Raw genomic sequence first — 22,060 nt, forward strand, 5'->3', positions numbered from 1 at the left:
CCCCGCGCGGTGCCCGGCGCGCACGGGGCGCGCCGGGTCCGGCCGGGCCGGCCGGGGAAAGCGATTGGCGGACCACCCCCCCGAGTGCGCTAATGTATGTCCCGCAGCGAACGCCGAGGAGCCCGGGAAGCCGGGGCCGGAGCGGAAGCCGATCCCCCATAGCTCAATTGGCAGAGCAGCCGACTGTTAATCGGCAGGTTATTGGTTCGAGTCCAATTGGGGGAGCTGGGAAGGAGCCCGTCAAGGCTCTCCTCCCTTGCGTGGTACGGAAGTTGTGTACCGCGATCCCGCATAGCTCAATTGGCAGAGCAGCCGGCTGTTAACCGGCAGGTTTTTGGTTCGAGTCCAAATGCGGGAGCTGCGCCGGGCCCGCCCGGTGACTGCTCAGAGCGAAGGCCCCTCGGACGACCGGGGGGCCTTCGTGTTGCCCCCGTGTCGCCCTCGTCACACCGCGCTCGTCACACCGCGCTCGTCACGCGGCGCACGGACCTCGCCGCACCGCGCCCGCTCAGGTGGTGGCCTGCCGGTACAGGTCGGCGACCCGCTGGTCGAAGGTCACGCTGTACGAGGTGTCCGGGCTGTTCCCGCCGCCCTCGTAGCCGCCGATCACCCCGATCACCGTCCCGTCGCCGGTCACCCACGGGCTGCCGCTGGTGCCGTCGGTGTAGCCGCCGCAGTCGAATCGTTCCTGCGTGGGGCTCTGGGAGCGGGTCCTCACCGCGCAGGTGATCGGCTCGTCGCTCTCGTTCGGGTAGCCGGTCACGGAGACGGCCAGTCCGAAGCCCTTCCCGGTGGCGATCGGGTTGCCGCCCACCGCGTCCTCGATCTGCCGGCCGCCCGTGCCGCGGACCGTGACGAACGCGACGTCGTACTCGGGGTCGGCGTCCTCCGCCCAGCGCGGGTCCACGGTGACCGACTGCACCGGCCAACTCCCGTACGGGGAATAGCCGTTGCGGTAGCCCGGGGTGAACACCAGGCCGTCCAGCAGTCCGACCTCGTGGCTCTGCACGCAGTGCGCGGCGGTCACCAGCAGATTGCGGGCCGGGCTGTGCACGACGCTCGCGGTGCAGGCGCGCGGGCCCTGCGCGGTGTGGACGGAGAGGGTGCCGACACGGTCCCGGGCAGGGCTCTGCTGCGCCACCTCGGCGGTGGGCGCCGTCCGGTCGTCCTGCCCGCCGCAGGCGGCGACGGCGGCCAGCAGCAGTGCGGCCGACAGCGGGGCCGTCAGCGAGGCCGTGCGGGCCGCGCTCGCGGGCCGTGCCGGGCGGGGGGCCATCGGGGGCTCCGTCTCGTTCCTCGGGGCGGGCACCGGGGCCGTGCGTTCCGCCGTTCGTGAGGAACATCTACCAGCCCGGGCCCGGCGACGCCACCGCCGGGTGCGGCAGAGCCGCGGCTCAGCCCGTCGCCCGGTCGTAGAGGGCCTGGACGCGGTCGCCGAAGTAGCTGCTGTACGAGGTGTTGGGGTCGTCCCCGCCCTCCTGGTAGCCGCCGATGACGCCGACCACGGTGCCGGTGCGGGTGCTCGGGTCGAAGTCGGTGACCCAGGGGCTGCCGCTGGTGCCGCCGGTGTAGTCGGGGCAGTCGATCCGCAGCTGGGTGGGGCTCTGCTCGGTGGTCCTGTTGGAGCAGGTGATCGGGACCTCGCTGCTGCCCGGGTAGCCGGTGACCCGCACGGAGAGGTCGTAGCCGAGGTTGACGCCCAGTTTGTTGGCGCCGAGCACCTGCTGCACCTGCAGCCCGTTCTGGGCCTGGACGACGGCGAAGGCCACGTCCATGTCGGGGTCGGCGCCGTTCTTCCAGGCGTCGTCGACGGTGACGGCCAGCAGCGGCCACACCCCGCTCGGGGTCTCGCCGTCGCGGTAGCCGGGGACGAAGACCAGGTCGCTGCGCTGGCCGAGCTTCGGGTCCCAGACGCAGTGGGCGGCGGTGACCACCAGGTTGAGCCCGGCACTGTCCACGACGCTGGCGGTGCAGAAGTGGTCGCCGTCCGCGTTGCGGGTGAACACGGCGCCGACCAGCCCGTTGAGCACGTTCGGCTTGGCGGTGCGGGTGACCCCGGTCCTGCCGGCCGCCGCCCCCTTGAACCGCTGCTTGCTCCAGCCGTGGTTGCTGCCGGACGCGATGCCGCCGGACGCGGTGGCGGGCGCCGAACTGACGGTCGCGGTGGCCGCGCCCGGCCGCGCCGCGGTCGTGCAGCCGGCCGCGGCGAGCACCAGCAGCAGCGCCCCTGCCGCCGCACCCGCCCCACGCATCGTCATCCGCCCAGGCTGCCCTGTCCGCCCCCGCCGCCGCCACCCGGGGGTCCTCCGTCCGGAGAGGCGCGCACCCCCGGCTACCCGTGTGCGCCCCCGGCGCGCACCACCGGTGATCGACCGGCTATGCTGCCCGGAGCGGCCTTCCGGGGCCGCGCACTGCTGCTGCGGCCGCCAAGGGCCCGCGCGGCGAACCGGGGCGGTAGCTCAGCCGGTTAGAGCAGGGGACTCATAATCCCTTGGTCGTGGGTTCGAGTCCCACCCGCCCCACCTCTCACTCCGACGTTTCGTCGGATGAAAAGCCCGTCCGACCAGGTGATTCCTCCCTGGCCGCACCACTCCCAGGCTAGATCAGCCACCCCCGCGAACCCCTCCCGCCACGCCGTCAGGCGCTGCGCGGGTGGGTGGCGGCGCGGGTGAGGTCGTGGGCGAGGCGGGGGGTGGGGCGGGGGATCTCGCCGTGGTGCTGGTCGTCGGAGTCGACGGGGAGCTGGTGGACGACGGCGGCGACCCGGGGCGGCAGGCTCAGGGACAGGCCCCGGTGGCAGGCGGCGAGGGTGTCCTGCCAGACCGCGGGGGGCAGCGGGCTGGTGGGCCAGGAGGCGCTGCGGTCGGCGCCGCCGGGCAGGTCGGTGGTGAGCTGGTCGGCCTGTTCGCGCCAGTACTCGGCGTCGCGGAACTCGCCCCGGCTGGCGTGTTGCAGGGACAGGCAGCTGGCGGCGGTGGCGTTGCCGCCGCCGGCGGCGAACTGGAGCCAGAACTGGCAGGCGTCGTGGTGCCCGGTGAGCCAGAGCAGCGCGCCCAGCACCAGCGCGCCGCCGGGGTGGACACGGTGGCTGTCGGCGAGGGAGTCCAGGGAGCTGGCGGCCGCCGGCTGGGCGATCACCAGGGTGGCGGCGAGGTCGAGTTCGTGACGGGCCTGGGCGTGCGCGGCGCCCATCGGCGCCGGGGGGCGCAGCAGGTGGCGCAGGTCGGGGCCGGGCGTGACGGGCAGGGCGGTGGTGGGCAGCGCGGTGTGGCGGTCGGGCGGGGTGGCCGTCCGGTTCTCGCGTCCGTGGGTCACCGCCTCTCCTCCAGCGCGGCGGTGTCGGAGCCCAGGAGGCGGTGGAGCTTGTCGAGGCCCTGGACGGCGGCGGACCGGGCGCCGGCCTCGGTGATGCCGAGGTGCACGGCGATCGCGGGGTAGGCGAGGCCGAGCACGTAGCGCAGGACGATCACGTCGTACTGGCGCTCCGGGAGGCGCAGGATCGCCGCGTGGAGGCGCTCGTGGTCGCCGAGGCCGGGCGGGGCGAGCTCCTCGCAGGGCCAGGCGTTGCGCAGGGCGCGCTCCCAGTCGGGCAGGACGGCGCGGGGAGGGGCGGTGCCGGCGTCCGTCCACAGGGCGAGGTCGGCGACGTGCCGCTTGGCGACCATCCAGGCGTAGCCGGCGGGTGCGGGCTCGCGCAGGGCGGCCGCCCACAGGTGCCGCAGCTCCTCGCGGATGTCGCGGACGGCCCGTTCGATGAGCCGGTGGTCGTGCAACCGGGCCCGGGCCAGCCCCCGCCAGGCCCGTTCGTGCTCGTCGCAGAACACCTCGTAGGACAGTCGGTGGGCGCGCACGGCGGACGTCCACTCGTCGTCGCTGGTCAAGGAACCTCCTGCTGCGGCGAACTGCCGTATGTCGTGCGTACATTCAATCCTGATGAAACGACAAAGGGTAAGACGATCTCAAATCTGCCCGCTTCGGTCTGTATGTGATGATCGATCACTTGACACTGCGTCACCGTTGACCGGTTCCGATCGGGCGGGCTCGACCCGGCCCTGTTGCGGCAGAGCCTTTGGGTCGGGGATGCTCGGAGGGTTCACGCAGGCGGCACGAGGGGGAAACGGATGACGGCCGAACGGGACGGCGACGAGGGCACGGCCACCGCTCCGGACGTGGAGATCAACCTCGCCATAAACCGGCCGCACTCGGCGCGGATGTACGACTACTTCCTGGGCGGCGTCACCAACTTCGCCCCCGACCGCGAGGCCGCCGCGCAGGCCCTGTCGGTCTTCCCGCAGGCCAGGCACGCGGCCCGGGCCAACCGGGCGTTCATGCGCCGGGCCACCCGCGCCCTCGCCCGCTCGGGCATCACCCAGTTCCTCGACATCGGCACCGGCATCCCGACCTCGCCCAACCTGCACGAGGTCGCCCAGGGCGTCGAGCCGGGCAGCAGGGTCGTCTACGCCGACAACGACCCGATCGTCCTCACCCACGCCCAGGCGCTGCTGCGCAGCGCCCCCGAGGGCCGCACCGCCTACGTCCAGGCGGACGTGCGCGAGCCCGCGGCCGTGCTGGAGGCCGTCCGCGAGACGGGTGTGCTGGACTTCACCCGGCCGATCGCCCTGAGCCTGGTCGCCCTGCTGCACTTCGTCCCGGACGGCGCCCACGAGATCACCGAGACCTTCAAGGACGCCCTGACGGCGCGCGGCTCCGCCCTGGTGATCAGCCACCTGACGCCCGAGTACTCCCCGGAGGAGACGGAGCGGATCTGCCAGGTCTACGCCGTGGCGGGCAACCCCGTCCGGGCGCGCACCCCGGGCGAGTTCGCCGGGTTCTTCGCGGGCTGGGACCTGCTCGACCCGGGGGTCGTCTCCACCCCGCGCTGGCGCCCCGAGCCGGGCGACGAAGCCTTCACCGACGCCGAGGCCGCCTGCCTGGGCGCCATCGCCGTCCGCCCGTAACCGGGCCTCGACTCCCCCCGGCGCCCCCGGGCCGGCCATCCGCCGGCCGGGGGCGCCTTTCGTGCGTCCGGGAACGGCTCTGGCCCGCTGGGCGGCGGACGACCTGCGCAGGGCCAACGCCCAGATCGGGTTCCTGCTGCGCCGCGCGCTCACCGACGCCGGCCGCATGCCCGGCGCCGCCGCCCGCCTTCCCCGGCGCGGCCGCCCACCCGAGCAGAGCCCGGAGACCGGCGACACCGACACCGACTGACCGGGCGATCCACCCGCACGAGCCTGCGGGCCGCCCGGAGGGGAGGCGGTCCGCACGAAGGGGGGAGAGCGTGGAACCCGACCGCCGAAGGCCGCAGGGCCGCCACCCGATCCCGGGGTGGCGGCCCTGCGGCCTTGATGCGTACGGGCGGGTCAGCCCAGCCTGAGCGGTTCGGCGACCAGCGTGCCGTGGGCGTCGCGCTTGAGCTGCCAGACGTCCAGGTTGGGGTGCTTGCCCTTGGCGGCCAGCGCCTTCAGCTCGGCGATCTGCTTGTCGTCGTCGAGGTAGAAGCGCAGCGGGTCCGGCCAGGTGTCGGCGACGTTCAGGATCTCCTGGGCGGGGCGGGCGGTGAGCGTCCACGCCCAGGGCTTCCAGGACTTGCCCTGGTCCTTGTTGAGCACGCCGAGCCAGAGGTTGTCCTCGACCGAGCCCCAGTCCGCGGCCGGGTCGCCCCAGGCCCGGTGGCCGGCCAGCGAGACCGCGATCTTCGGGTGGCCGGCCGGCTGGGAGCGGTAGATGGTGTCGACCCGCTCGGCGACGTCCCAGCGGGCCTGGGCGCCGCGGATCATCTGCCGGCCCGGGCTGCCGTCCCAGCCGGCCGCAGAGCTGACGTCCGGCTGGCTGTCGGAGATCACGGCGAAGGTCAGCACGCCGGTGGTCGCCAGGACGGCGATGCCCGTGCGCAGGCCCGCCCGCCGCGCCGGACGGGAGGCATCGCCGGCGCCGGCCAGGAACCGGCGGCCGAGCAGCGGGAGCAGGGCGGCGGCCATGGTGACCAGGCCGATCACCAGCAGCTGGTGGAGCAGCTTCTCGTAGAAGTAGGAGGTGCCGTTGGTCTTCCAGACCTGGTAGCGCATCAGCCCGTAGCACAGTGCCACGATCGCGCCGCCGGAGACCAGCGCCACCCGCCGGGCGCGGTTGGCGCGCGCCGCCGGGGTCAGCAGCACCACGACGGTGGCGGCCACGAGCGGGAAGAGCACGTGCCGGCCGACCGGGCCGATGCCGCCCTGGAGGGTCAGGGCGTCGGCGGAGCCCGCCTCCGTGTTGCGGTTGAGGAAGATCGGGAGCAGCGCGAACGCGCCGGTCACGGCGGAGGCCGCCAGGACGCTCACCCAGTGCCGCTTCCACAGGCGCAGGTGGACGGCCGCCCAGCCGAGCACGGTGATACCGGCGGCCGGCAGCAGCAGGTAGTGGCCGAAGGAGATGCCGACCGTCAGTGCGCCGAGCACGACGACCTGCTCGTGTATTCGGCCCAGCGGGCGGATGGCGACGGCCACCAGCACGGCCAGCAGGCCCAGGGCGAAGATCTCGCTGATGAAGCCGTTCATGTACATCTTCGGCATCTCGGCGACCAGCAGGAAGGCGGTGACGGGCAGCATCAGCGCCGCGGTGCGCCAGCCGCGCAGCGCGGGCCCGGCGGCCCGGCGAACGGCCCACAGGATGGCCACGATCATCGCCGCGAACATCACCGTGTAGAGCACGACGAACAGCGACACCTGGTCCGGGCCCGGGAGCCGCTCGGGCTTGCCGTACAGGAAGGTGGTGAGCACCGCCGCCATCAGGTGGCTGCCCTGCGGGTAGGTGGCCAGGCCCTGCTGGACGGTCTCGACCGCCTTGTCCTGGTGCAGCGAGGCGAGGCCGCCGAACCTCAGGATGCTGTCGTAGAGGGCGATGTGCCGGCCGAGGTCTTCCGCGCGGAAGATCAGCGCGAGGCGCTCGACGGCGCTGCGCTGGAGCACCGGGTACAGGGAGAAGGCGAACGCGAAGCCGGAGCAGAGCAGCAGCGGGATGTCGCGGGTCGGCACCAGGGCGCGCAGCCGGGCGCCGAGCGGGAGCGCCTTACGGGCGGGCGCCGGGCCGCGCACGGCCCGGACGGCGACCACGACGACGGCGGTCGTCTCGGCGAGGGCGAGCGGGTTGAGCCCCCACGGCCAGCGGCTGGCGACCACGCCGAGCGCGCAGGTCCAGCCGATGAGGGTGACCCCGGAGATCATCACCCGGTCGAACGCGGAGGCGGAGGACCGGATGAGGGTGGCGGCGGCGCCCCAGATCACCAGCAGGCCGAGCAGGTCGGCCTTCACCAGGTGCAGCAGCGGGGGGAGCCCGAGCAGCAGGAGGGCGAACCACAGCAGGCTCCTGTCCCACCGCCCCCGGCCTGGGCGGACGCCCTTCGTGCCGGGTGACGGAGAGGCGGCAGAGTCTCCTGTCGTCTCTGTCACATCGGATGGCGCGAGCGGCACGGTATTCCCCCCACAAGACGAAAGGTTCTCTGGTGTTCGAAGGCCCGTTCGGGGACTCTCCGGGTCATATAAGTGTGAAGCATCGCTCCGCCCGCCGCGGACGCGGGGTTGCGCGGGGGGTGACCGTTCCGGTGCCCCCAACAGGGGACGCGCCGCCCACACCGGGGTTGCGGCCGTTACCGACTCTTTACCTCGCGGTGCGGCATCCGGGGCCTCGTATCCTGGCCGGATGCTCGAACCCGCCCTGCTGCCGACCCCGCTCGTGGACTGCACCGACGAGGTGTTCGCCCGGGCCGGGGTGGAGCTGAGGCTCAAGCGGGACGATCTGCTGCATCCGAGCGTGCCCGGCAACAAGTGGCGCAAGCTCGCGCCGAACCTGGCCGCCGCCGTCGAGGGCGGGCACCGCCGGCTGCTGACCTTCGGCGGGGCGTACTCGACCCATCTGCGGGCGGTCGCGGCGGCCGCCGCCGCGCTCGGGCTGGAGAGCGTCGGGCTGGTGCGCGGGGAGGAGCTGGCCGGCCGGCCGCGCAACTGGTCGCTGGCGGCGGCCGAGCGGGCCGGGATGCGCCTGGAGTTCCTCACCCGCGCCGAGTACCGGGAGGCCACCGGCCGGGCGGAGACGGACGCGGAGGCGGGGGACGGCGGGCCGTGGCGCCGCTGGGAGCCCTGCCTGGTGCTCCCCGAGGGCGGCTCCAACGCGCTGGCCGTGACCGGGGCCGCCGCGATCCCGGCGGAGCTGCCGGGCCTGGGCGGGCGCGACGTGGTCTGCTGCCCGGTCGGCACCGGCGGCACCCTGGCCGGGATCGCCGCCGCACTGCCGCCGGGCGCGCGGGCGCTGGGGGTGGCGGTGCTGCGCGGGGGAGAGGGGTACCTGGAGGCGGAGGTCGCCCGGCTGCACCGGGCCGCCTACGGGCGGGAGTTCGCGAACTGGCGGATCGAGCACGGGCACCACGGTGGCGGCTACGGCCGGGTGCCGGCCGAACTCGCGGCCTTCGCCGCCGGGTTCGAGCAGCGGCACGGCGTCCCGGTGGAACTGCGGTACGTCGCCAAGCTGCTGGCCGCACTGGCCGGCCTGACCGCCGCCGGGGCCTTCCCCCGCGGCACCCGGCTCACCGCCGTGGTCACGGGCCTGCCGGACCCCGTCTGAGATCCGGCAGGTTCAGCGGGTGCGCGTTCGCGTCGTCCGAAGGTTTCGCGTCATCCGAAGGTCAGGTTGGCGCACGGGTCGGTGTCGGCGCCGCGGATGTTCTCCGCTATCCCGGTCGGCATCGTGCTGGGCACGCCCGGCGAGGCCGGGGTGGCCCCGGGGGCGGGGCTCAGGCCGGGGCTGGGCGCGGAGGCGGCCTCCGGCTTGGTGACGGCCTCCGGCCTGGCGCCGCCGGCGGGCTGGTAGTCCGCGCCGAGGGTGACGGTGACCGAGTCGGCGCCCGGCAGCTCGACCATGGCGGCCCCGGGGAAGACCGCCGCGACCTGGGCGGCCACCGCCTTGCGCGCCGGGTCGTACGTGATCTCGGTGTGCTGCTTCCCGGGTTCGTTGGCGCCGAGCACGATGTTCTGGAACCCGTGCGCCTGGAGCGCCTTCGAGCCGGTGCCGGCCAGCCCGGAGGTGCCGACGCCGTTGACGACGGTGATCGGGGCGGAAGCCTGCTCGGCGGTCAGCGGCGCGGTGGCGCCGGGGGTGGTGGCGGTGGCGCTGGGGGAGGAGGTCACCTGGCCCGTGCCCGCGGTGGTGTGCCCGTCGAGGGTGCGGTCCTCGCGCAGCAGCTTCCACAGGGTGTCGGCGTCCGGCTGGACGAGCCGCACCCGGTCCCCGGCGAAGCGCCAGGGGGCGGTGACGAAGGTGACGTCGGAGAGCTGGATGTCGGAGAGCGAGCGGGCGAAGTCCACCAGCTTCGACGCCGTACCGAGCCCCTCGTCGACGGTGAGCGACTGGGTGGCCGCGTCGGCCAGCGGCAGCAGGGTGGTGAGCGAGAAGCCCTGGCCCTGCACCTTGCGGATCATCGAGGAGAGGAACGCCTGCTGGCGCTTCATCCGGCCTATGTCGGAGTTGTCGCCGATGCCGTGGCGCGCTCGCAGGTAGTCCACGGCGGACTGGCCGGAGAGCTTCTGCATGCCCTTCTTGAGGTGTATCCCGTACTCGTTGACGTCGTTGGGCACGCAGGCGTCCACGCCGCCCAGCGCCTCGGACATCGCGGCGGCGCCCTTGAAGTCGACCACGATGGTGTGGTCGATCCGCAGCCCGGTCAGCGACTCCACGGTGTTCTGGGTGCAGGCCGGGTTGCCCTTGGCGAGCTCACCCACGCTGAACGCCGAGTTGAACATCTGGTCGGTGCGCGGCTTGGTCCAGGTGCCGTTCGCCAGCTTGCAGGAGGGGATGGTGACCAGGGTGTCGCGGGGTATGGAGACGCCCACCGCGTGCTTGTGGTCGGCGTAGACGTGGATCAGGATCGCGGTGTCCGAGTTGCCCACGCCCTCGTCGCCGCCGCCGAGGGAGTTGTTGCCGTTGTCGCGGGTGTCGGAGCCGAGCAGCAGGAGGTTGACCGGCACCTGGGCGCCGGGGGAGGCCGGGACGGGCGCGGGCGGGCGCTCGGTGGCGACGCCGCCGGCGTCGAAGGTGGTGATGTTGCTGTTCAGGCGGTTGTAGAACCAGGCTCCTACGCCCGCCACCGACAGCACCAGTACGGCGGCCAGGCCGATGGCGGTCCGCAGAAAGCGGCGCCGGCGCGTGCTGCTGCTCATCCTCCGTGGCCCCCCGTCCTCAGGTGTTCTCTCGTTCGACATTCGAACGTTAGACGTTCCGAAGGGCCGTTCGGTTACCCCCGACGGGTGCCCGGATCCCCGTCCGGGCCTGTGATGCTGGTCACGCGCCCGGTCCGGAGGCCCCCGCGAGCATCCGTTGCAGCAGGTCGCGCAGTACGGCCCGCTCGTCCTGGCCGAGGGCGGCCAGCGGCTCGCGGGCGAAGTTCAGCGACTCGCGCAGCTCCTCGGAGGCGGCGGCGCCGGTCTCGGTGGCGGCGACCAGCTTGACCCGGCGGTCGTGCTGGTCGGCGGCCCGGGTGACGAAGCCGCGGGTCTCGAGCCGGTCGACGATGCCGGTGATGTTGGAGGGCTCGCAGCTGAGGGTCTGGGCGATCTGGCGCATCGGCATCGGGCCGCGCCGCAGCAGGGCGAGCACCTTGGCCTGGGCGCCGGTGAGGGAGCGGGCCGCGGCGGCGTCCTCGTACTCGCGGTGGAAGAGCGCGACCAGGTTGGCCATCAGGTCGACGACCTCGCGGGTGATCTCGTCGGACTGCGGCGCGGTGGCCTGGGTCGGCATGTTCTCCATGGTGCAGAGTCTACCTGAAAAGTTTAGATGGTGAACCTTTCATGTCCATCGCTACTTCGGCCGCTCAACCTTTCACGGCTGATCCACCGTCAGGACCGCTGCCCCGAACCAGGGGGGCGCGCGGGGCGGTTCGCGTGCACGGCGCAGGGCGTCGGGCCTCACTACCGCATTCCGGCCGGATTCGAAAGTGCGTCATCCATCGTGCGGACGGGCGCGGTACGGTGGTCCCGCCCGACGTTGGGGCCGTTCGGGGGAGAGATCCGGCCGAGGGGTGGACCTCGTTGAGGATTCGACTAGCATTGAGCGAAAGCCTGTCCGTTTTGCTCAATTTAGTCGCTTAATGTCGGCTAACGTGGGTAACTGTGGATCACCTGCAGGCACGAGGCAGCTGGGGAAGGCGACCCTCGTCCACAGCCTGGAGGTCCCGGTGACGACACGTGGAGTTCTCTACATCCACTCCGCGCCCCGCGCGCTGTGCCCGCACGTCGAGTGGGCCGTCGCGGGGGTGCTCGGTGTACGGGTGAGTCTGGACTGGATCCGCCAGCCGGCCGCGCCCGGGCACTGGCGTGCCGAACTCTCCTGGACGGGGGAGTCCGGCACCGCCTCGAAGCTCGCCTCCGCGCTGCGCGGCTGGCAGTTGATGCGGTACGAGGTGACCAGCGAGCCCTGCGCCACGGCGGAGGGCGAGCGCTACAGCAGCACGCCCACGCTCGGCATCTTCCACGCCGTCACGGGCATCCACGGCGACATCCTCATCCCCGAGGACCGGCTGCGCGCCGTCCTGCTGCGCGCCCGCAGCGAGGGCGCCGACCTGGAGGCCGAGATCTCCCGGCTGCTGGGCAAGCCCTGGGACGACGAGCTGGAGCCCTTCCGCTACGCGGGCGAGGGCGCCCCGGTGCGCTGGCTTCACCAGGTGGTCTGACAGGTGCTCTGACAGGTGTTCCGACCTTCCGCATGCGGACGGCAAGGGGCCGGTGCTCGCGATGAGCACCGGCCCCTTGCCGTACGGGCGGGTCAGCGGGTGCGGAAGGCCAGCACCACGTTGTGGCCGCCGAAGCCGAACGAGTTGTTCAGCGCGGCGATGCGGCCCTCGGCGGGCAGCGCGCGGGCCTCGTCGCGGACGATGTCGGCCTCGACGTCGTCGTCCAGCTCCTCGACGTTGATGGTCGGCGGGGCCAGGCGGTGGTGCAGGGCCAGCACGGTGGCGACGGTCTCGATGCCGCCGGCGCCGCCCAGCAGGTGACCGGTCATCGACTTGGTGGCGGAGACGGCGATGTGGTCCAGGTCCTCGCCCAGCTCCTTGCGCAGCGCCTTCAGCTCGGCGGTGTCGCCCTGCGGGGTCGAGGTGGCGTGCGCGTTGACGTGCACGATCTCGGCCTTGCTCAGGTCGTTGCGCTCGAACAGGTCGGCCAGCGCGCGGGCCACGCCGGCGCCGGTCGGCTCGGGCTGGGCGATGTGGTGGGCGTCCGAGGACAGGCCCTGGCCCACGGCCTCGCAGTAGATGCGGGCGCCGCGCGCCTCGGCGTGCTCCAGCGACTCCAGCACGACCACGCCCGCGCCCTCGCCCAGCACGAAGCCGTCGCGGGCCTTGTCGTACGGGCGCGAGGCACCCTCGGGGTCGTCGTTGTTCTTGGACATCGCCATCATGCTGGCGAACGCGGCGATCGGCAGCGGGTGCATCGCCGCCTCCGTGCCGCCGGCCACCACGACGTCGGCGCGGCCGGTACGGATCATCTCGATCGCGTAGCCGATCGCCTCGGCGCCGGAGGCGCAGGCCGAGACCGGGGTGTGCACGCCGGCGCGGGCGCCGACCTCCAGACCGACGTTCGCCGCCGGGGAGTTGGGCATCAGCATCGGCACGGTGTGCGGGGAGACCTTGCGGGCGCCCTTCTCCCGCAGGATGTCGTACTGGTCGAGCAGGGTGGTCACGCCGCCGATGCCGGAGGCGATGACGGTGCCCAGGCGCTCGGGGGCGAGCTTGGAGGACTCGTCGGTGGCCGGGGTCTCGAAGCCGGCGTCGGCCCACGCCTCGCGGGCGGCGATCAGCGCGAACTGGGCCGAGCGGTCCAGCTTGCGGGCCACCGGGCGGGGCAGGATCTCGCCCGGCTCGACGGCGACGCGCGCCCCGATCCGGACGGGCAGCTCGGCCGCCCACTCCTCGGTCAGGGCCGCCACTCCGGAGCGCCCGGCGACCAGGTTCTCCCAGGTGGTGGCGGCGTCGCCGCCCAGCGGCGTGAAGGCGCCGAGACCCGTGACGACCACGGTACGGTTTTCAGCGGTCACTGGTTCTTCTTCTCTCACGTTGTGCGGGTTCGGCGGCGAGCCGGGGAAGTGGGCCCGGCCGGGCGCCCGGTGGGGCGTCCCGGCCGGCAGGTCGGCCCGGCTCGCGGGGAGCCGGACCGGGAGATCGAACGTGTCGAACGATCAGGCGGCGGCGTTGGCGATGATGTACGCCACCGCGTCGCCGACGGTCTTCAGGTTCTTGACCTCGTCGTCCGGGATCTTGACGTCGAAGCGCTCCTCGGCGGCCACGACGACCTCGACCATGGACAGCGAGTCGACGTCCAGGTCGTCGGTGAAGGACTTGTCCTCCTGGACGTCCTCGACCGGGATGCCGGCGATCTCGTTGACGATCTCGGCGAGACCTTCCAGGACCTCGGCCTTGTCCTTAGCCATACTGGCTGCTCCTCTTCGGTGTTGAACGTGTCCGGCCGTCGACCGGGCACGGGCTTGTGGGTGAGTGGGTGGGGCGAAACGCGCCTAGGGGAGCGTAACGACTGTCGCCGCGTAGACGAGACCCGCCCCGAACCCGATGATCAGCGCGAGATCCCCGCTGCGGGCCTCGCCACTCTCCAGCATGCGCTCCATCGCCAGCGGGATGGAGGCGGCGGAGGTGTTGCCGGTCTCGGCGATGTCGCGGGCGACCGGCACCGTGGCGGGCAGCTTGAGGGCCTTGATCATGGCGTCGGTGATGCGCATGTTGGCCTGGTGCGGGATGAAGGCGCCCAGGTCCGCGGCGCTGATCCCGGCGGCGTCCAGCGCCTGCTGGGCCACCTTGGCCATCTCCCAGACCGCCCAGCGGAAGACCGGCTGGCCCTCCATGCGCAGGGCCGGCCACTTGAGCTCGTCGCCCGCGCCGTTGACGGCGTCCGGCTTGGCGAACGCGGTGTCCCAGGCGACGGTCTGCGAGATGACGTCCGCCTGCGAGCCGTCCGAGCCCCAGATCAGCTTGCCGATGCCGGGGACGTCGGACGGGCCGACCACCGCGGCGCCGGCGCCGTCGCCGAAGATGAACGCGGTCGAGCGGTCCGACTTGTCGGTCAGGTCGCTGAGCCGCTCGACGCCGATCACCAGCACGTACTCGGCGTTGCCGCCGCGGATCATGCCGTCCGCCACGCCCAGGCCGTAGCCGAAGCCGGCGCACGCGGCCGAGATGTCGAAGGCCGGGGCCGTGCCGCAGCCGAGGCGCAGGGCGATCTCGGTGGCGATGGCGGGGGTCTGCTTCAGGTGCGAGACCGTCGCGACGATCACGCCGCCGATCTGGTCGGGGGAGATCCCGGCCTGGGCGATGGCCTTGCCGGCGGCCTGCACCGACATCTCGGCGACGGACTCCTCCGGGCCGGCCCAGCGGCGCTGCTCGATGCCGCTGCGGGTGCGGATCCACTCGTCGGAGGAGTCGATCCACTCCAGCACCTCGGCGTTCGGGATGACCCGGGCCGGGCGGTAGCCGCCGACGCCGTGGATGCGCGAGTACCGCGCACCTTCGGCCGGGCGGATCTGGGGCTTGCTCATGCCTGGTTCTCCTGCTCCTGCCCGCCGTGCTCCTCGACCAGGGCACGGGCCTTGTCGAGATCGGCGGGGGTCTTGACGGCCAGGGTGGCCACGCCCTTCAGGTTGCGCTTCAGCAGCCCGGTGAGGGTGCCGGCCGGGGACAGCTCGATGACGGCGGTGGCGCCGAGCTGCCCGAGGGTCTCCATGCAGAGGTCCCAGCGGACGGGGTTGGAGACCTGCGACACCAGGCGCGCGAGCACCTCGGTGCCGGAGGTGACGACCTGGCCGTCCTTGTTCGACACGTAGCGGACCTGCGGATCGGCCACCGTCAGGGTCGGGGCCAGCTGGGCCAGCCGCTCGACGCCCGGGGCCATGTGCTCGGTGTGGAAGGCCCCGGCGACCTTGAGGGCCACCAGCTTGGCGCCCGCCGGCGGGTCGGCCTTGAGGGCCTCCAGCTGGTCGAGCGTGCCGGCGGCGACGATCTGGCCGCCGCCGTTGTTGTTGGCCGCGGTCAGGCCGTGCTCGGCCAGCTTCGCCGCGACGACCTCCGGGTCGCCGCCGAGGACGGCGATCATGCCGGTCTCGGTGACGGCGGCGGCCTGGGCCATGGCCTGGCCGCGCTCGCGCACGAAGGTCAGCGCGTCGTGGGCGTTCAGCACGCCCGCGCCGGCGGCGGCGGTGATCTCGCCGACGCTGTGGCCGGCCACGGCGCCGACCAGCTTGCGGGCGACGGCCTCGTCAGGGAAGAGCTCACGGGCGGTCATCAGACCGGCGGCGACCAGCAGCGGCTGGGCGACGGCGGTGTCCTTGATCTCCTCGGCGGAGGCCGCGGTGCCGGCGTGCACCAGGTCCAGACCGGCCACGTCCGACCAGCGGCGCAGACGGTCGGCGACACCGTCGAGTTCGAGCCAGGGGCTGAGGAAACCGGGGGACTGGGCACCCTGTCCAGGGGCGACGATTACGAGCACGGTTCAACCCTCTCTCGCCAGGCGCCCGGGGGCGGGTAGGCGACGGTAACGAAGAAAACCATCCGGGATTGTATGGTCCCTACACTCGGGTTCAGCTCGGCTCCCCGGTGGCGGCGAGCCTGCCGAGGGCGAGGGCGATCCGGAGGGTGAAGGCCGAACGTACGTCGGAGGGGGCGTACCCCGTGACGTCGGTCACACGTCGTAGCCGGTAGCGCACCGTGTTGGGGTGCACGAAGAGCATCCGGGCCGCTCCCTCCAACGAGGAAGCCTGTTCCAGATAGACACTCAGCGTCTCGAGGAGTGCCGATCCGGCCTCGTCGAGCGGTGTGTAGATCTCCTCCACCAACTGGCGCCGGGCGGCCTGGTCCCCGGCCAGGGCGCGCTCGGGCAGCAGGTCGTCCGCCAGCACCGGGCGGGGGGCGTCCGGCCAGGCGGCGCAGGCCCGCAGGCCCGCCGCGGCGGCGTGGGCGGAGCGGGTGGCCGACAGCAGGTCCGGCACGGTCGGGCCGATGACCACCGGGCCGGGCGCGAACTGGCCGATCAGCGCCCTGGCCGCGTGCACCGGCTCCTTCTCGCCGCCCACCACGACCACCAGGCGCTTGCCCAGCACCCCGGTCAGCACGTGCAGCTTGGCGTAGCGGGCGGCCCGGCGGATCGCCTCCACCACCAGCTCGCTGTCGCCGTCCGGCGCGCTGCCCATCACCACCCGGACCTGGCTCGGCTGGCCCCAGCCGAGCGCCGCCGCCCGGGACAGCACGCCCTCGTCGGCGTCGCCGGACAGCAGGGAGTTGACCACCAGCGCCTCCAGGCGGGCGTCCCAGGCGCCGCGCGCCTCGGCCGCCTGCGCGTACACCTGGGCGGTGGCGAAGGCGATCTCGCGGGCGTACACGAGCACCGACTCGCGCATGTCCGCCTCGTCGCCGGGGGCGGCCACCTCCTCGATGGCCTCCTCCATCACCTCGATCGTGGTGCGGATCAGCTCCACGGTCTGGCGCAGGGTGATCGCCCTGGTCAGCTCGCGGGGGGCGGTGCCGAAGACGTCGGTGGAGATCGCCTGCGCGGTGTCCGGGTGGCGGTACCACTCGGTGAAGGCGGCGATGCCGGCCTGGGCGACCAGGCCGATCCAGGAGCGGTGCTCCGGCGGCATCCGCCGGTACCACCCGAGCTCGTCGTCCATGCGCGCGATGGCGGCGGTGGCCAGCTTGCCCGAGGACTTCTCCAGCCGCTTCAGGGTGGCCGCGCGCCGCTCGGCCCGCTCGGCGGCGTTTCTGCGCTCCTGGGCCGTCAGGCGGGGGGCCGCGCGCCCGGGGCGGTCGCGGGCGGGCCTGACGGCAGGGCTCTTGCCCGCGGGGTCGGGTACGGGACCGGGTTCGTTCTTGGAGTTCGCGGAAGCGGCTGGCACAAGGACAAGACTGCCTCACGCGAGTGACTGCTCGTGCACACCCCCCGGCCCCGGCGGTCGCGGGCACTACGGTTGGGGAGCGTGACCGACGCCGCAGAACGCCCCCGTGCCGACCTCCGCCGCGCCGCCGAGCGCTACCGCTCCACCCCGGCCGAGGGCGTCGAGACCCGCCACGCCTTCTCCTTCTCCGGGCACTACGACCCGAAGAACACCCACTTCGGCGCGCTGCTGGCCTGCAACGAGGAACTCCTCGCCCCCGGTGCCGGGTTCGAGGAGCACAAGCACCGGGACACCGAGATCCTCACCTGGGTGCTGGAGGGCGCGCTCGCCCACCGGGACTCCCACGGGCACGACGGCGTCGTGCGCCCCGGGATGGTCCAGCACCTCAGCGCCGGCTCCGGCGTCACCCACACCGAGCGCAACGTCGGGGGCGCCGAGGGCCCGGTGCGCTTCGTCCAGATGTGGCTGCAGCCGGACCGGTTCGACGCGGCCCCGGCGTACGGGCTGCGCAGGGTGGAACCCGCCGACGGCGGGTTGACGCTGCTCGCCTCCGGGCTGGAGCGCGACGCCGCCACCGACGCCCTGCGGCTGCGGCGCGGCGACGCCGCGCTCTGGCTGGTCACCGCCGGGCCGTGGCAGCCGCTGACCGGGCTGCCCGAGGCGCCCTGGCGCTACGCGCACCTGACGGCGGGCTCGCTGGGCTACCGGACCGTCCCCGGGCCCAAGGGCGGCGGGCGCTCGATGGTGCCCGGGGACAGCGTGCGGATCACCGGCGACGCCTTCGCCGATCCGTCCGCGGGGGAGGACGGCGCGCAGCTCCTGCTCTGGGAGATGCACTCGCCGGTCTCGTACGGCTAGTTCGCCTCGTTCGCCAGCTCGGTCAGGACGGCGTCGGACAGGGGCGGCCAGGCTTCGGCGGCCCAGGGGCCGAAGTCCCGGTCGGCGAGGGCGATGCAGGCCGCGCCGGCCTCGGGGTCGACCCACAGGAAGGTGCCGGACTGGCCGAAGTGGCCGAAGGTGGCGGGGGAGTTGGCGGTGCCCGTCCAGTGCGGGGACTTTCCGTCGCGGATCTCGAAGCCCAGGCCCCAGTCGTTGGGGCGGCGGTGGCCGTAGCCGGGCAGCACACCGCTGGTGCCGGGGAAGGCGACCTCGCAGGTGGCCCGCCGCACGGTCGAGGGGTCCAGCAGCTTGGGCGACTGGAGCTCGGCGGCGAACAGGGCCAGGTCGGCGACGGTGGACAGGCCCCCGGCGCCGGCGGGGGACTTGTGGGCGGTGTTGACCAGGGTGTCCGCCATGCCCAGCGGCTCGAACACCGCCTCGGAGACGTAGCGGTGGAACGCGATCCCGGCGGCCTCGGCCAGCGCCGCGGCCAGGGTGTCGAAGCCCGCGTTGGAGTAGAGCCGGCGGTTGCCGGGCTCGGCGAGGACGCGGTCCTCGTCGAAGCCCAGCCCGGAGGTGTGCGCCAGCAGGTGGCGCACGGTCGATCCGGGCGGGCCGGCCGGGTCGTCCAGCTCGAAGACGCCCTCCTCGACGGCGACCAGCACCGCGTACGAGGTGAGCAGCTTGGTCACCGACGCCAGCGGGAACAGGTGCCGCTGCGGCCCGTGCGCGCCCAGCACCGCGCCGTCCGAACCCCGCACCACGGCCGCGGCCGCGTGGGGCACCGGCCAGTTCTCGATCATCCGCAAGCTCTCCATGGACCCGACTCTAGGGCCTGTCCGGCCGGGCGTTTCCGCGGGCCTTCTGGGACGCTTGCTTGGAGTGCACTCCAACTCGGTAGCGTCGTCATCGCCGCACCACACAGGTGGCGCGGCACACGGGGAGAGACCATGGCCACACCGTCGTCCGTACGGACCGAACAGCGCAGCTGCGCCGAGGTGTTCGAGCACCCGACCGGGGAGCCGGACCGGACGCCCCGGCACACCATCAGCGAGGTCTCCGCCGCCAGCGGACTGACCGCCCACACCCTGCGGTGGTACGAGCGGATCGGGCTGCTGGACCGCGTCGACCGCGCGGCCGGCGGGCAGCGCCGCTACTGCGACGCCGACCTTCACCGGCTCGCCTTCCTGTCGCGGCTGCGGCTGACCGGCATGTCGATCGCGGACATGCTCCGGTACGTCGAGATGGCCCGCCTCGGCGAGCACACCTACGGGGAACGGCGGCAGCTCCTGGTGGACCAGCGCGAGGAGGTCCGGCGGCGGATCGTCGATCTGCAGGCCACCCTCGCCGTCCTCGACTACAAGATCGATCTCTATTCCGGGCGCCTCGGCGACACCGAGTACGCCTGCACGCCACATCCAGCAGAGGAAGTACACGGCGCATGAGCGACACCACCCTGCCCACCGTCCAGCTCGGCACGAACGGTCCCCTCGTGGGCGCCCAGGGCCTCGGCTGCATGGGCATGAGCGAGTTCTACGGCCCGACCGACACCGACGAGGCGCTCGCCACCATGGGCGCCGCGCTGGAGGCGGGCGTCACCCTGTTCGACACCGCCGACATGTACGGCTACGGCCGCAACGAGGAGTTCATCGGCCCGTTCGTGCGGGCCCACCGCGACCAGGTGGTCCTCGCCACCAAGTTCGCCATCGAGCGCCGCGAGGACGACCCGACCTTCCGGGCCGTGCGCAACGACGCCCCCTACATCCGCTCCGCCGTGGACGCCTCGCTGCGTCGGCTCGGCGTGGACCACATCGACCTCTACTACATGCACCGCCGCGACCCGGGCGTGCCGCTGGCCGAGTCGATCGGCGCCATGGCCGAGCTCGTCCAGGCCGGCAAGGTGCGCCACCTCGGGCTCTCCGAGGTGAGCGCCGGCGAGCTGCGCGAGGCGCACGCGATCCACCCGATCGCCGCGGTGCAGACCGAGTGGTCGGTGTTCTCCCGGGACGCGGAGGCCAAGGTCGTGCCCGCCGCCGCAGAGCTGGGCGTCGCCTTCGTGCCGTACTCCCCGCTGGGGCGCGGCTTCCTGACCGGCTCCTTCCAGGCCGCCGAGCAGCTCGGCGCGGACGACTTCCGGCGCAGCCAGCCGCGCTTCACCGGGGACAGCGCGGCGGTCAACGGCGAGCTGCTCGCCCCGCTGCGCGAGGTCGCCGAGGCGCGGGGCGCCACGCTGGCCCAGGTCGCGCTGGCCTGGGTGCAGCAGCGGGCCGAGGTGCACGGGCTGACCGTGGTGCCGATCCCGGGCACCCGCAAGCGCACCCGGCTCCTCGAGAACGCCGGGGCCGTCGCGCTGGAGCTGACCGCCGAGGAGCTGGCGCTGCTGGAGCCGATCGCCGGCAAGGTGGACGGTGACCGGTACTGGGACATGCAGTTCACCCACGTCGGCCGGGACTAGTCCGGAAGTTGCGGGGACACGGGCGTACGGGCGTGGTGCCCGTACGCCCGCGGGGTCACGCCTTGCGGCCGAGGAAGGCGGCGAGGCGGGTGTGCACGTCGGCGTCCTCGGCGACGGGCTGCACCTCGCCGAAGGGGACCTGCCCGGCGCGGTTCTCGGGGGGCAGCACGAACCGGGCGATGCCCAGGGCCGCGCCCGACAGGCCCTCGTCCAGTACGAAGCCCTTGTCGAGGCTCGTGGCGATGTCCCAGGAGTGGGTGACCGTCTCCATCACGTAACCGCCGAGCACGGCCCCGCCGGGCACCTCGCCCCAGGGGGCGGAGGTCGGGCGGTGGAGCTTGCCGTCCTCGGCCCAGGCGGCGGTCACCCGGGTGCGGGCGCGGCCCAGCGCGGCCGGCCAGGCGTCGTCGGCCGGGTCCTCGATGGCCGGGACGTGGTCGGCGGCGTGGCCGCCCTCGCCCATGTAGGCGAGGCGGTGGGTGGCGCCGACCAGGTGGTTCAGGAGCCGCCGCAGCGTGTAGTCCTCGCAGGGGGTGGGCCGGTCGAGGTCGGCCGGGGTGACCGTGGCGACCAGGGCCTCCAGCTGGTCGAGGGCGGCCTGGTACTGCGGGCGGGGGTCCTGGATGGAGGTCATGTTCAGTCAGCTCCGCGATTTCGAGGGGTAGTTCGGCTTGCGAGAGGCAATCTCCCAGTAAAACCTGACAGGTGCCGTCAGGCTTTCTGGGAGTCTTCCGCCATGAAGGCCGACCGCCTGCTCTCGATCCTCCTGCTGCTCCAGACCCGGGGCAGGGTGCCCGCCACCGAACTGGCCGAACGGCTGGAGGTGTCGGTGCGCACCATCTACCGGGACGTGGACTCGCTCTCCGCGGCCGGGGTCCCGGTGTTCAGCGAACGCGGCCGCCACGGCGGCATCCGGCTGCTGCCCGGCTACCGCACGGACGTCACGGGGATGACCGCCGACGAGGCCCGCGCGCTGTTCGTCCTGTCCGCCCAGAGCGCGCACAGCGACCTCGGGCTCGACCGGGCGCTCGGCTCGGCGCTGCGCAAGGTGATGGCGGCGCTGCCCGCCCCGCACCGTACGGACGCCGAGCGGATCAGCGAGCGCATCCTGGTCGACCCGGCCCGGTGGATGCGCACCGCGCCCGCCGGGGACCACCCGGGCCCGGACCTGGGCGAGCTGCAGTACGCGGTGTTCGCCGACCGGCGGCTGTGGCTGCGCTACCGGCACAGCGGGACCCCGGAGCCCGTGGAGTACACCGTCGACCCGTACGGGCTGGTGAGCAAGGCGGCGGTCTGGTACCTGGTGGCCGATCTGCACGGCGAGCCACGGCTGTTCCGTACCGACCGGATGCTGGCCGCCGAGCCCACCGACGAGGTGGTGCGCCGCCGCCCCGGGGTCGGGCTGGGCGACGTGTGGGGGGTGCTGCGCGAGCAGGTGGAGCGGGTGCCCAAGGAGGTGCCGGTGCGGGTGCGGGTCCGCCGTGCGCGGCTGGACATGTTCCTGCGGATCCACGGCGGCCGGCTCACCGCGCCGCCGCCCGGCCCCAGGTGCGGGCCGGCCGAGGAGTGGGTGGAGCTGGCGCCGGCCTTCCCGGCGCTGGCGGCCGTGCGGATGCTGCTGGCCTTCGGCGCGGACCTCGAGGTGCTGGGCCCGGCGGCCGCCCGGCGCGAGATGGCGCGGGCGGCGGCCGAGGCGCTCAGCCTCTACCGGGACTAGGCCGTGTCTTTCGGATCACGCCAGGCGGTCGCCGCCGGGGCACGCACCTCGACGGCTTCTCGTCGGTCACCAATGCTCCGCAGTGGCTCCCTCCT

Annotated in this window: 22 protein-coding genes and 3 tRNA genes; 11 read left to right on the plus strand and 14 right to left on the minus strand. The window is 73.4% G+C overall.

Annotation, left to right across the window (positions count from 1 at the left end; genetic code table 11):
• Window positions 1-152: 152 nt before the first annotated feature.
• Window positions 153-225 (plus strand) — tRNA-Asn (locus IH61_RS0110245).
• Window positions 226-285: 60 nt separating this feature from the next.
• Window positions 286-358: transfer RNA gene (locus IH61_RS0110250), tRNA-Asn, on the plus strand.
• A 150-nt stretch (window positions 359-508) separates the two neighbouring features.
• Here IH61_RS0110250 and IH61_RS0110255 read toward each other — a convergent pair.
• Both IH61_RS0110255 and IH61_RS0110260 read right to left on the minus strand, forming a co-directional pair.
• Complete coding sequence (locus IH61_RS0110255; protein ID WP_031068027.1) at window positions 509-1,276, minus strand: trypsin-like serine peptidase; 768 nt, start codon at window positions 1,274-1,276, stop codon at window positions 509-511.
• Window positions 1,277-1,394: 118 nt separating this feature from the next.
• Window positions 1,395-2,258 (minus strand): trypsin-like serine peptidase, encoded by an 864-nt coding sequence (locus IH61_RS0110260; protein WP_234327110.1) that lies wholly within the window; start codon window positions 2,256-2,258, stop codon window positions 1,395-1,397.
• Between the two features lie 190 nt (window positions 2,259-2,448).
• Here IH61_RS0110260 and IH61_RS0110265 point away from each other — a divergent pair.
• Window positions 2,449-2,522: transfer RNA gene (locus IH61_RS0110265), tRNA-Ile, on the plus strand.
• 115 nt (window positions 2,523-2,637) lie between these two features.
• On the opposite strand, the gene IH61_RS0110270 is transcribed toward IH61_RS0110265, so the two are convergent.
• Both IH61_RS0110270 and IH61_RS0110275 read right to left on the minus strand, forming a co-directional pair.
• Window positions 2,638-3,315 (minus strand): hypothetical protein, encoded by a 678-nt coding sequence (locus IH61_RS0110270; RefSeq protein WP_234327111.1) that lies wholly within the window; start codon window positions 3,313-3,315, stop codon window positions 2,638-2,640.
• Window positions 3,312-3,881: an RNA polymerase sigma factor gene (locus IH61_RS0110275; protein WP_051836706.1), complete on the minus strand. Its 570-nt coding sequence runs from the start codon at window positions 3,879-3,881 to the stop codon at window positions 3,312-3,314. The genes IH61_RS0110270 and IH61_RS0110275 overlap by 4 nt, the downstream gene beginning before the upstream one ends.
• Before the next feature lie 240 nt (window positions 3,882-4,121).
• Between IH61_RS0110275 and IH61_RS0110280 the strand changes: the two genes are divergently transcribed.
• On the plus strand, window positions 4,122-4,958 hold the full coding sequence (locus IH61_RS0110280) for an SAM-dependent methyltransferase (protein ID WP_051836707.1): 837 nt from the start codon (window positions 4,122-4,124) through the stop codon (window positions 4,956-4,958).
• A 37-nt stretch (window positions 4,959-4,995) separates the two neighbouring features.
• On the plus strand, window positions 4,996-5,208 hold the full coding sequence (locus IH61_RS0110285) for a hypothetical protein (protein WP_051836708.1): 213 nt from the start codon (window positions 4,996-4,998) through the stop codon (window positions 5,206-5,208).
• A gap of 152 nt (window positions 5,209-5,360) precedes the next feature.
• Here IH61_RS0110285 and IH61_RS0110290 read toward each other — a convergent pair whose 3' ends face one another.
• Entirely contained in the window at window positions 5,361-7,427 is a 2,067-nt protein-coding gene (locus tag IH61_RS0110290; RefSeq protein ID WP_031068036.1) for a hypothetical protein, read from the minus strand.
• Between the two features lie 250 nt (window positions 7,428-7,677).
• On the opposite strand from IH61_RS0110290, the gene IH61_RS0110295 reads away from it, so the two are divergent.
• On the plus strand, window positions 7,678-8,595 hold the full coding sequence (locus IH61_RS0110295) for a 1-aminocyclopropane-1-carboxylate deaminase/D-cysteine desulfhydrase (protein ID WP_031068038.1): 918 nt from the start codon (window positions 7,678-7,680) through the stop codon (window positions 8,593-8,595).
• Between the two features lie 50 nt (window positions 8,596-8,645).
• On the opposite strand, the gene IH61_RS0110300 is transcribed toward IH61_RS0110295, so the two are convergent.
• Together IH61_RS0110300 and IH61_RS0110305 are read right to left on the minus strand one after the other, a co-directional pair.
• On the minus strand, window positions 8,646-10,187 hold the full coding sequence (locus IH61_RS0110300) for an LCP family protein (protein WP_051836710.1): 1,542 nt from the start codon (window positions 10,185-10,187) through the stop codon (window positions 8,646-8,648).
• A 121-nt stretch (window positions 10,188-10,308) separates the two neighbouring features.
• Window positions 10,309-10,764 carry a MarR family winged helix-turn-helix transcriptional regulator gene (locus IH61_RS0110305; RefSeq protein ID WP_031068040.1) on the minus strand — a complete coding sequence of 152 codons (456 nt, stop codon included), beginning with the start codon at window positions 10,762-10,764 and terminating at the stop codon, window positions 10,309-10,311.
• A gap of 436 nt (window positions 10,765-11,200) precedes the next feature.
• Here IH61_RS0110305 and IH61_RS0110310 point away from each other — a divergent pair, with 436 nt between their 5' ends.
• Window positions 11,201-11,695 carry a DUF3145 domain-containing protein gene (locus tag IH61_RS0110310; RefSeq protein WP_031068041.1) on the plus strand — a complete coding sequence of 165 codons (495 nt, stop codon included), beginning with the start codon at window positions 11,201-11,203 and terminating at the stop codon, window positions 11,693-11,695.
• 92 nt (window positions 11,696-11,787) lie between these two features.
• On the opposite strand, the gene fabF is transcribed toward IH61_RS0110310, so the two are convergent.
• From fabF to IH61_RS0110335, 5 genes are all read right to left on the minus strand, one after another.
• Entirely contained in the window at window positions 11,788-13,056 is a 1,269-nt protein-coding gene (gene fabF / locus IH61_RS0110315) for a beta-ketoacyl-ACP synthase II (protein ID WP_031068042.1), read from the minus strand.
• A 141-nt stretch (window positions 13,057-13,197) separates the two neighbouring features.
• A complete protein-coding gene (locus IH61_RS0110320) occupies window positions 13,198-13,449 on the minus strand; it encodes an acyl carrier protein (protein ID WP_031068043.1) in 252 nt (83 codons plus the stop codon).
• 84 nt (window positions 13,450-13,533) lie between these two features.
• Window positions 13,534-14,565, minus strand: a complete 1,032-nt coding sequence (locus IH61_RS0110325; RefSeq protein WP_031068044.1) for a beta-ketoacyl-ACP synthase III — start codon at window positions 14,563-14,565, stop codon at window positions 13,534-13,536.
• Window positions 14,562-15,512 carry an ACP S-malonyltransferase gene (locus tag IH61_RS0110330; RefSeq protein WP_031068045.1) on the minus strand — a complete coding sequence of 317 codons (951 nt, stop codon included), beginning with the start codon at window positions 15,510-15,512 and terminating at the stop codon, window positions 14,562-14,564. Before IH61_RS0110330 ends, IH61_RS0110325 begins: the two co-directional genes overlap by 4 nt.
• Window positions 15,513-15,603: 91 nt before the next feature.
• Window positions 15,604-16,800: a PucR family transcriptional regulator gene (locus IH61_RS0110335; protein ID WP_031068046.1), complete on the minus strand. Its 1,197-nt coding sequence runs from the start codon at window positions 16,798-16,800 to the stop codon at window positions 15,604-15,606.
• Window positions 16,801-16,995: 195 nt separating this feature from the next.
• On the opposite strand from IH61_RS0110335, the gene IH61_RS0110340 reads away from it, so the two are divergent.
• Window positions 16,996-17,772, plus strand: coding sequence for a pirin family protein (locus IH61_RS0110340; RefSeq protein WP_031068047.1), 777 nt, complete (start codon window positions 16,996-16,998; stop codon window positions 17,770-17,772).
• Here the strand turns inward: IH61_RS0110340 and IH61_RS0110345 are convergent.
• Complete coding sequence (locus IH61_RS0110345) at window positions 17,769-18,611, minus strand: serine hydrolase domain-containing protein (protein ID WP_031068048.1); 843 nt, start codon at window positions 18,609-18,611, stop codon at window positions 17,769-17,771. The two genes, IH61_RS0110340 and IH61_RS0110345, sit on opposite strands and share 4 nt — an antisense overlap.
• A 132-nt stretch (window positions 18,612-18,743) precedes the next feature.
• On the opposite strand from IH61_RS0110345, the gene IH61_RS0110350 reads away from it, so the two are divergent.
• Window positions 18,744-19,238 (plus strand): MerR family transcriptional regulator, encoded by a 495-nt coding sequence (locus IH61_RS0110350; protein ID WP_078910981.1) that lies wholly within the window; start codon window positions 18,744-18,746, stop codon window positions 19,236-19,238.
• Complete coding sequence (locus IH61_RS0110355) at window positions 19,235-20,248, plus strand: aldo/keto reductase (protein ID WP_031068050.1); 1,014 nt, start codon at window positions 19,235-19,237, stop codon at window positions 20,246-20,248. Before IH61_RS0110350 ends, IH61_RS0110355 begins: the two co-directional genes overlap by 4 nt.
• A 55-nt stretch (window positions 20,249-20,303) precedes the next feature.
• Here IH61_RS0110355 and IH61_RS0110360 read toward each other — a convergent pair whose 3' ends face one another.
• Window positions 20,304-20,882: a TIGR03086 family metal-binding protein gene (locus tag IH61_RS0110360; RefSeq protein ID WP_031068051.1), complete on the minus strand. Its 579-nt coding sequence runs from the start codon at window positions 20,880-20,882 to the stop codon at window positions 20,304-20,306.
• Between the two features lie 102 nt (window positions 20,883-20,984).
• Here IH61_RS0110360 and IH61_RS0110365 point away from each other — a divergent pair, with 102 nt between their 5' ends.
• Window positions 20,985-21,965: a helix-turn-helix transcriptional regulator gene (locus IH61_RS0110365; protein WP_031068052.1), complete on the plus strand. Its 981-nt coding sequence runs from the start codon at window positions 20,985-20,987 to the stop codon at window positions 21,963-21,965.
• Window positions 21,966-22,060 lie beyond the last annotated feature (95 nt).

The organism is Streptomyces sp. NRRL WC-3742 (assembly GCF_000720635.1).
In the GTDB taxonomy this organism is placed as follows: domain Bacteria; phylum Actinomycetota; class Actinomycetes; order Streptomycetales; family Streptomycetaceae; genus Kitasatospora.

Coding starts and splice junctions, on each gene's coding strand:
- IH61_RS0110255 (WP_031068027.1), bottom strand. CDS start 1,276: ATGGCCCCCCGCCCGGCACGGCCCGCGAGCGCGGCCCGCACGGCCTCG.
- IH61_RS0110260 (WP_234327110.1), bottom strand. CDS start 2,258: ATGACGATGCGTGGGGCGGGTGCGGCGGCAGGGGCGCTGCTGCTGGTG.
- IH61_RS0110280 (WP_051836707.1), top strand. CDS start 4,122: ATGACGGCCGAACGGGACGGCGACGAGGGCACGGCCACCGCTCCGGAC.
- IH61_RS0110295 (WP_031068038.1), top strand. CDS start 7,678: ATGCTCGAACCCGCCCTGCTGCCGACCCCGCTCGTGGACTGCACCGAC.
- IH61_RS0110300 (WP_051836710.1), bottom strand. CDS start 10,187: ATGAGCAGCAGCACGCGCCGGCGCCGCTTTCTGCGGACCGCCATCGGC.
- IH61_RS0110305 (WP_031068040.1), bottom strand. CDS start 10,764: ATGCCGACCCAGGCCACCGCGCCGCAGTCCGACGAGATCACCCGCGAG.
- IH61_RS0110320 (WP_031068043.1), bottom strand. CDS start 13,449: ATGGCTAAGGACAAGGCCGAGGTCCTGGAAGGTCTCGCCGAGATCGTC.
- IH61_RS0110325 (WP_031068044.1), bottom strand. CDS start 14,565: ATGAGCAAGCCCCAGATCCGCCCGGCCGAAGGTGCGCGGTACTCGCGC.
- IH61_RS0110345 (WP_031068048.1), bottom strand. CDS start 18,611: ATGGAGAGCTTGCGGATGATCGAGAACTGGCCGGTGCCCCACGCGGCC.
- IH61_RS0110350 (WP_078910981.1), top strand. CDS start 18,744: ATGGCCACACCGTCGTCCGTACGGACCGAACAGCGCAGCTGCGCCGAG.
- IH61_RS0110355 (WP_031068050.1), top strand. CDS start 19,235: ATGAGCGACACCACCCTGCCCACCGTCCAGCTCGGCACGAACGGTCCC.
- IH61_RS0110360 (WP_031068051.1), bottom strand. CDS start 20,882: ATGACCTCCATCCAGGACCCCCGCCCGCAGTACCAGGCCGCCCTCGAC.
- IH61_RS0110365 (WP_031068052.1), top strand. CDS start 20,985: ATGAAGGCCGACCGCCTGCTCTCGATCCTCCTGCTGCTCCAGACCCGG.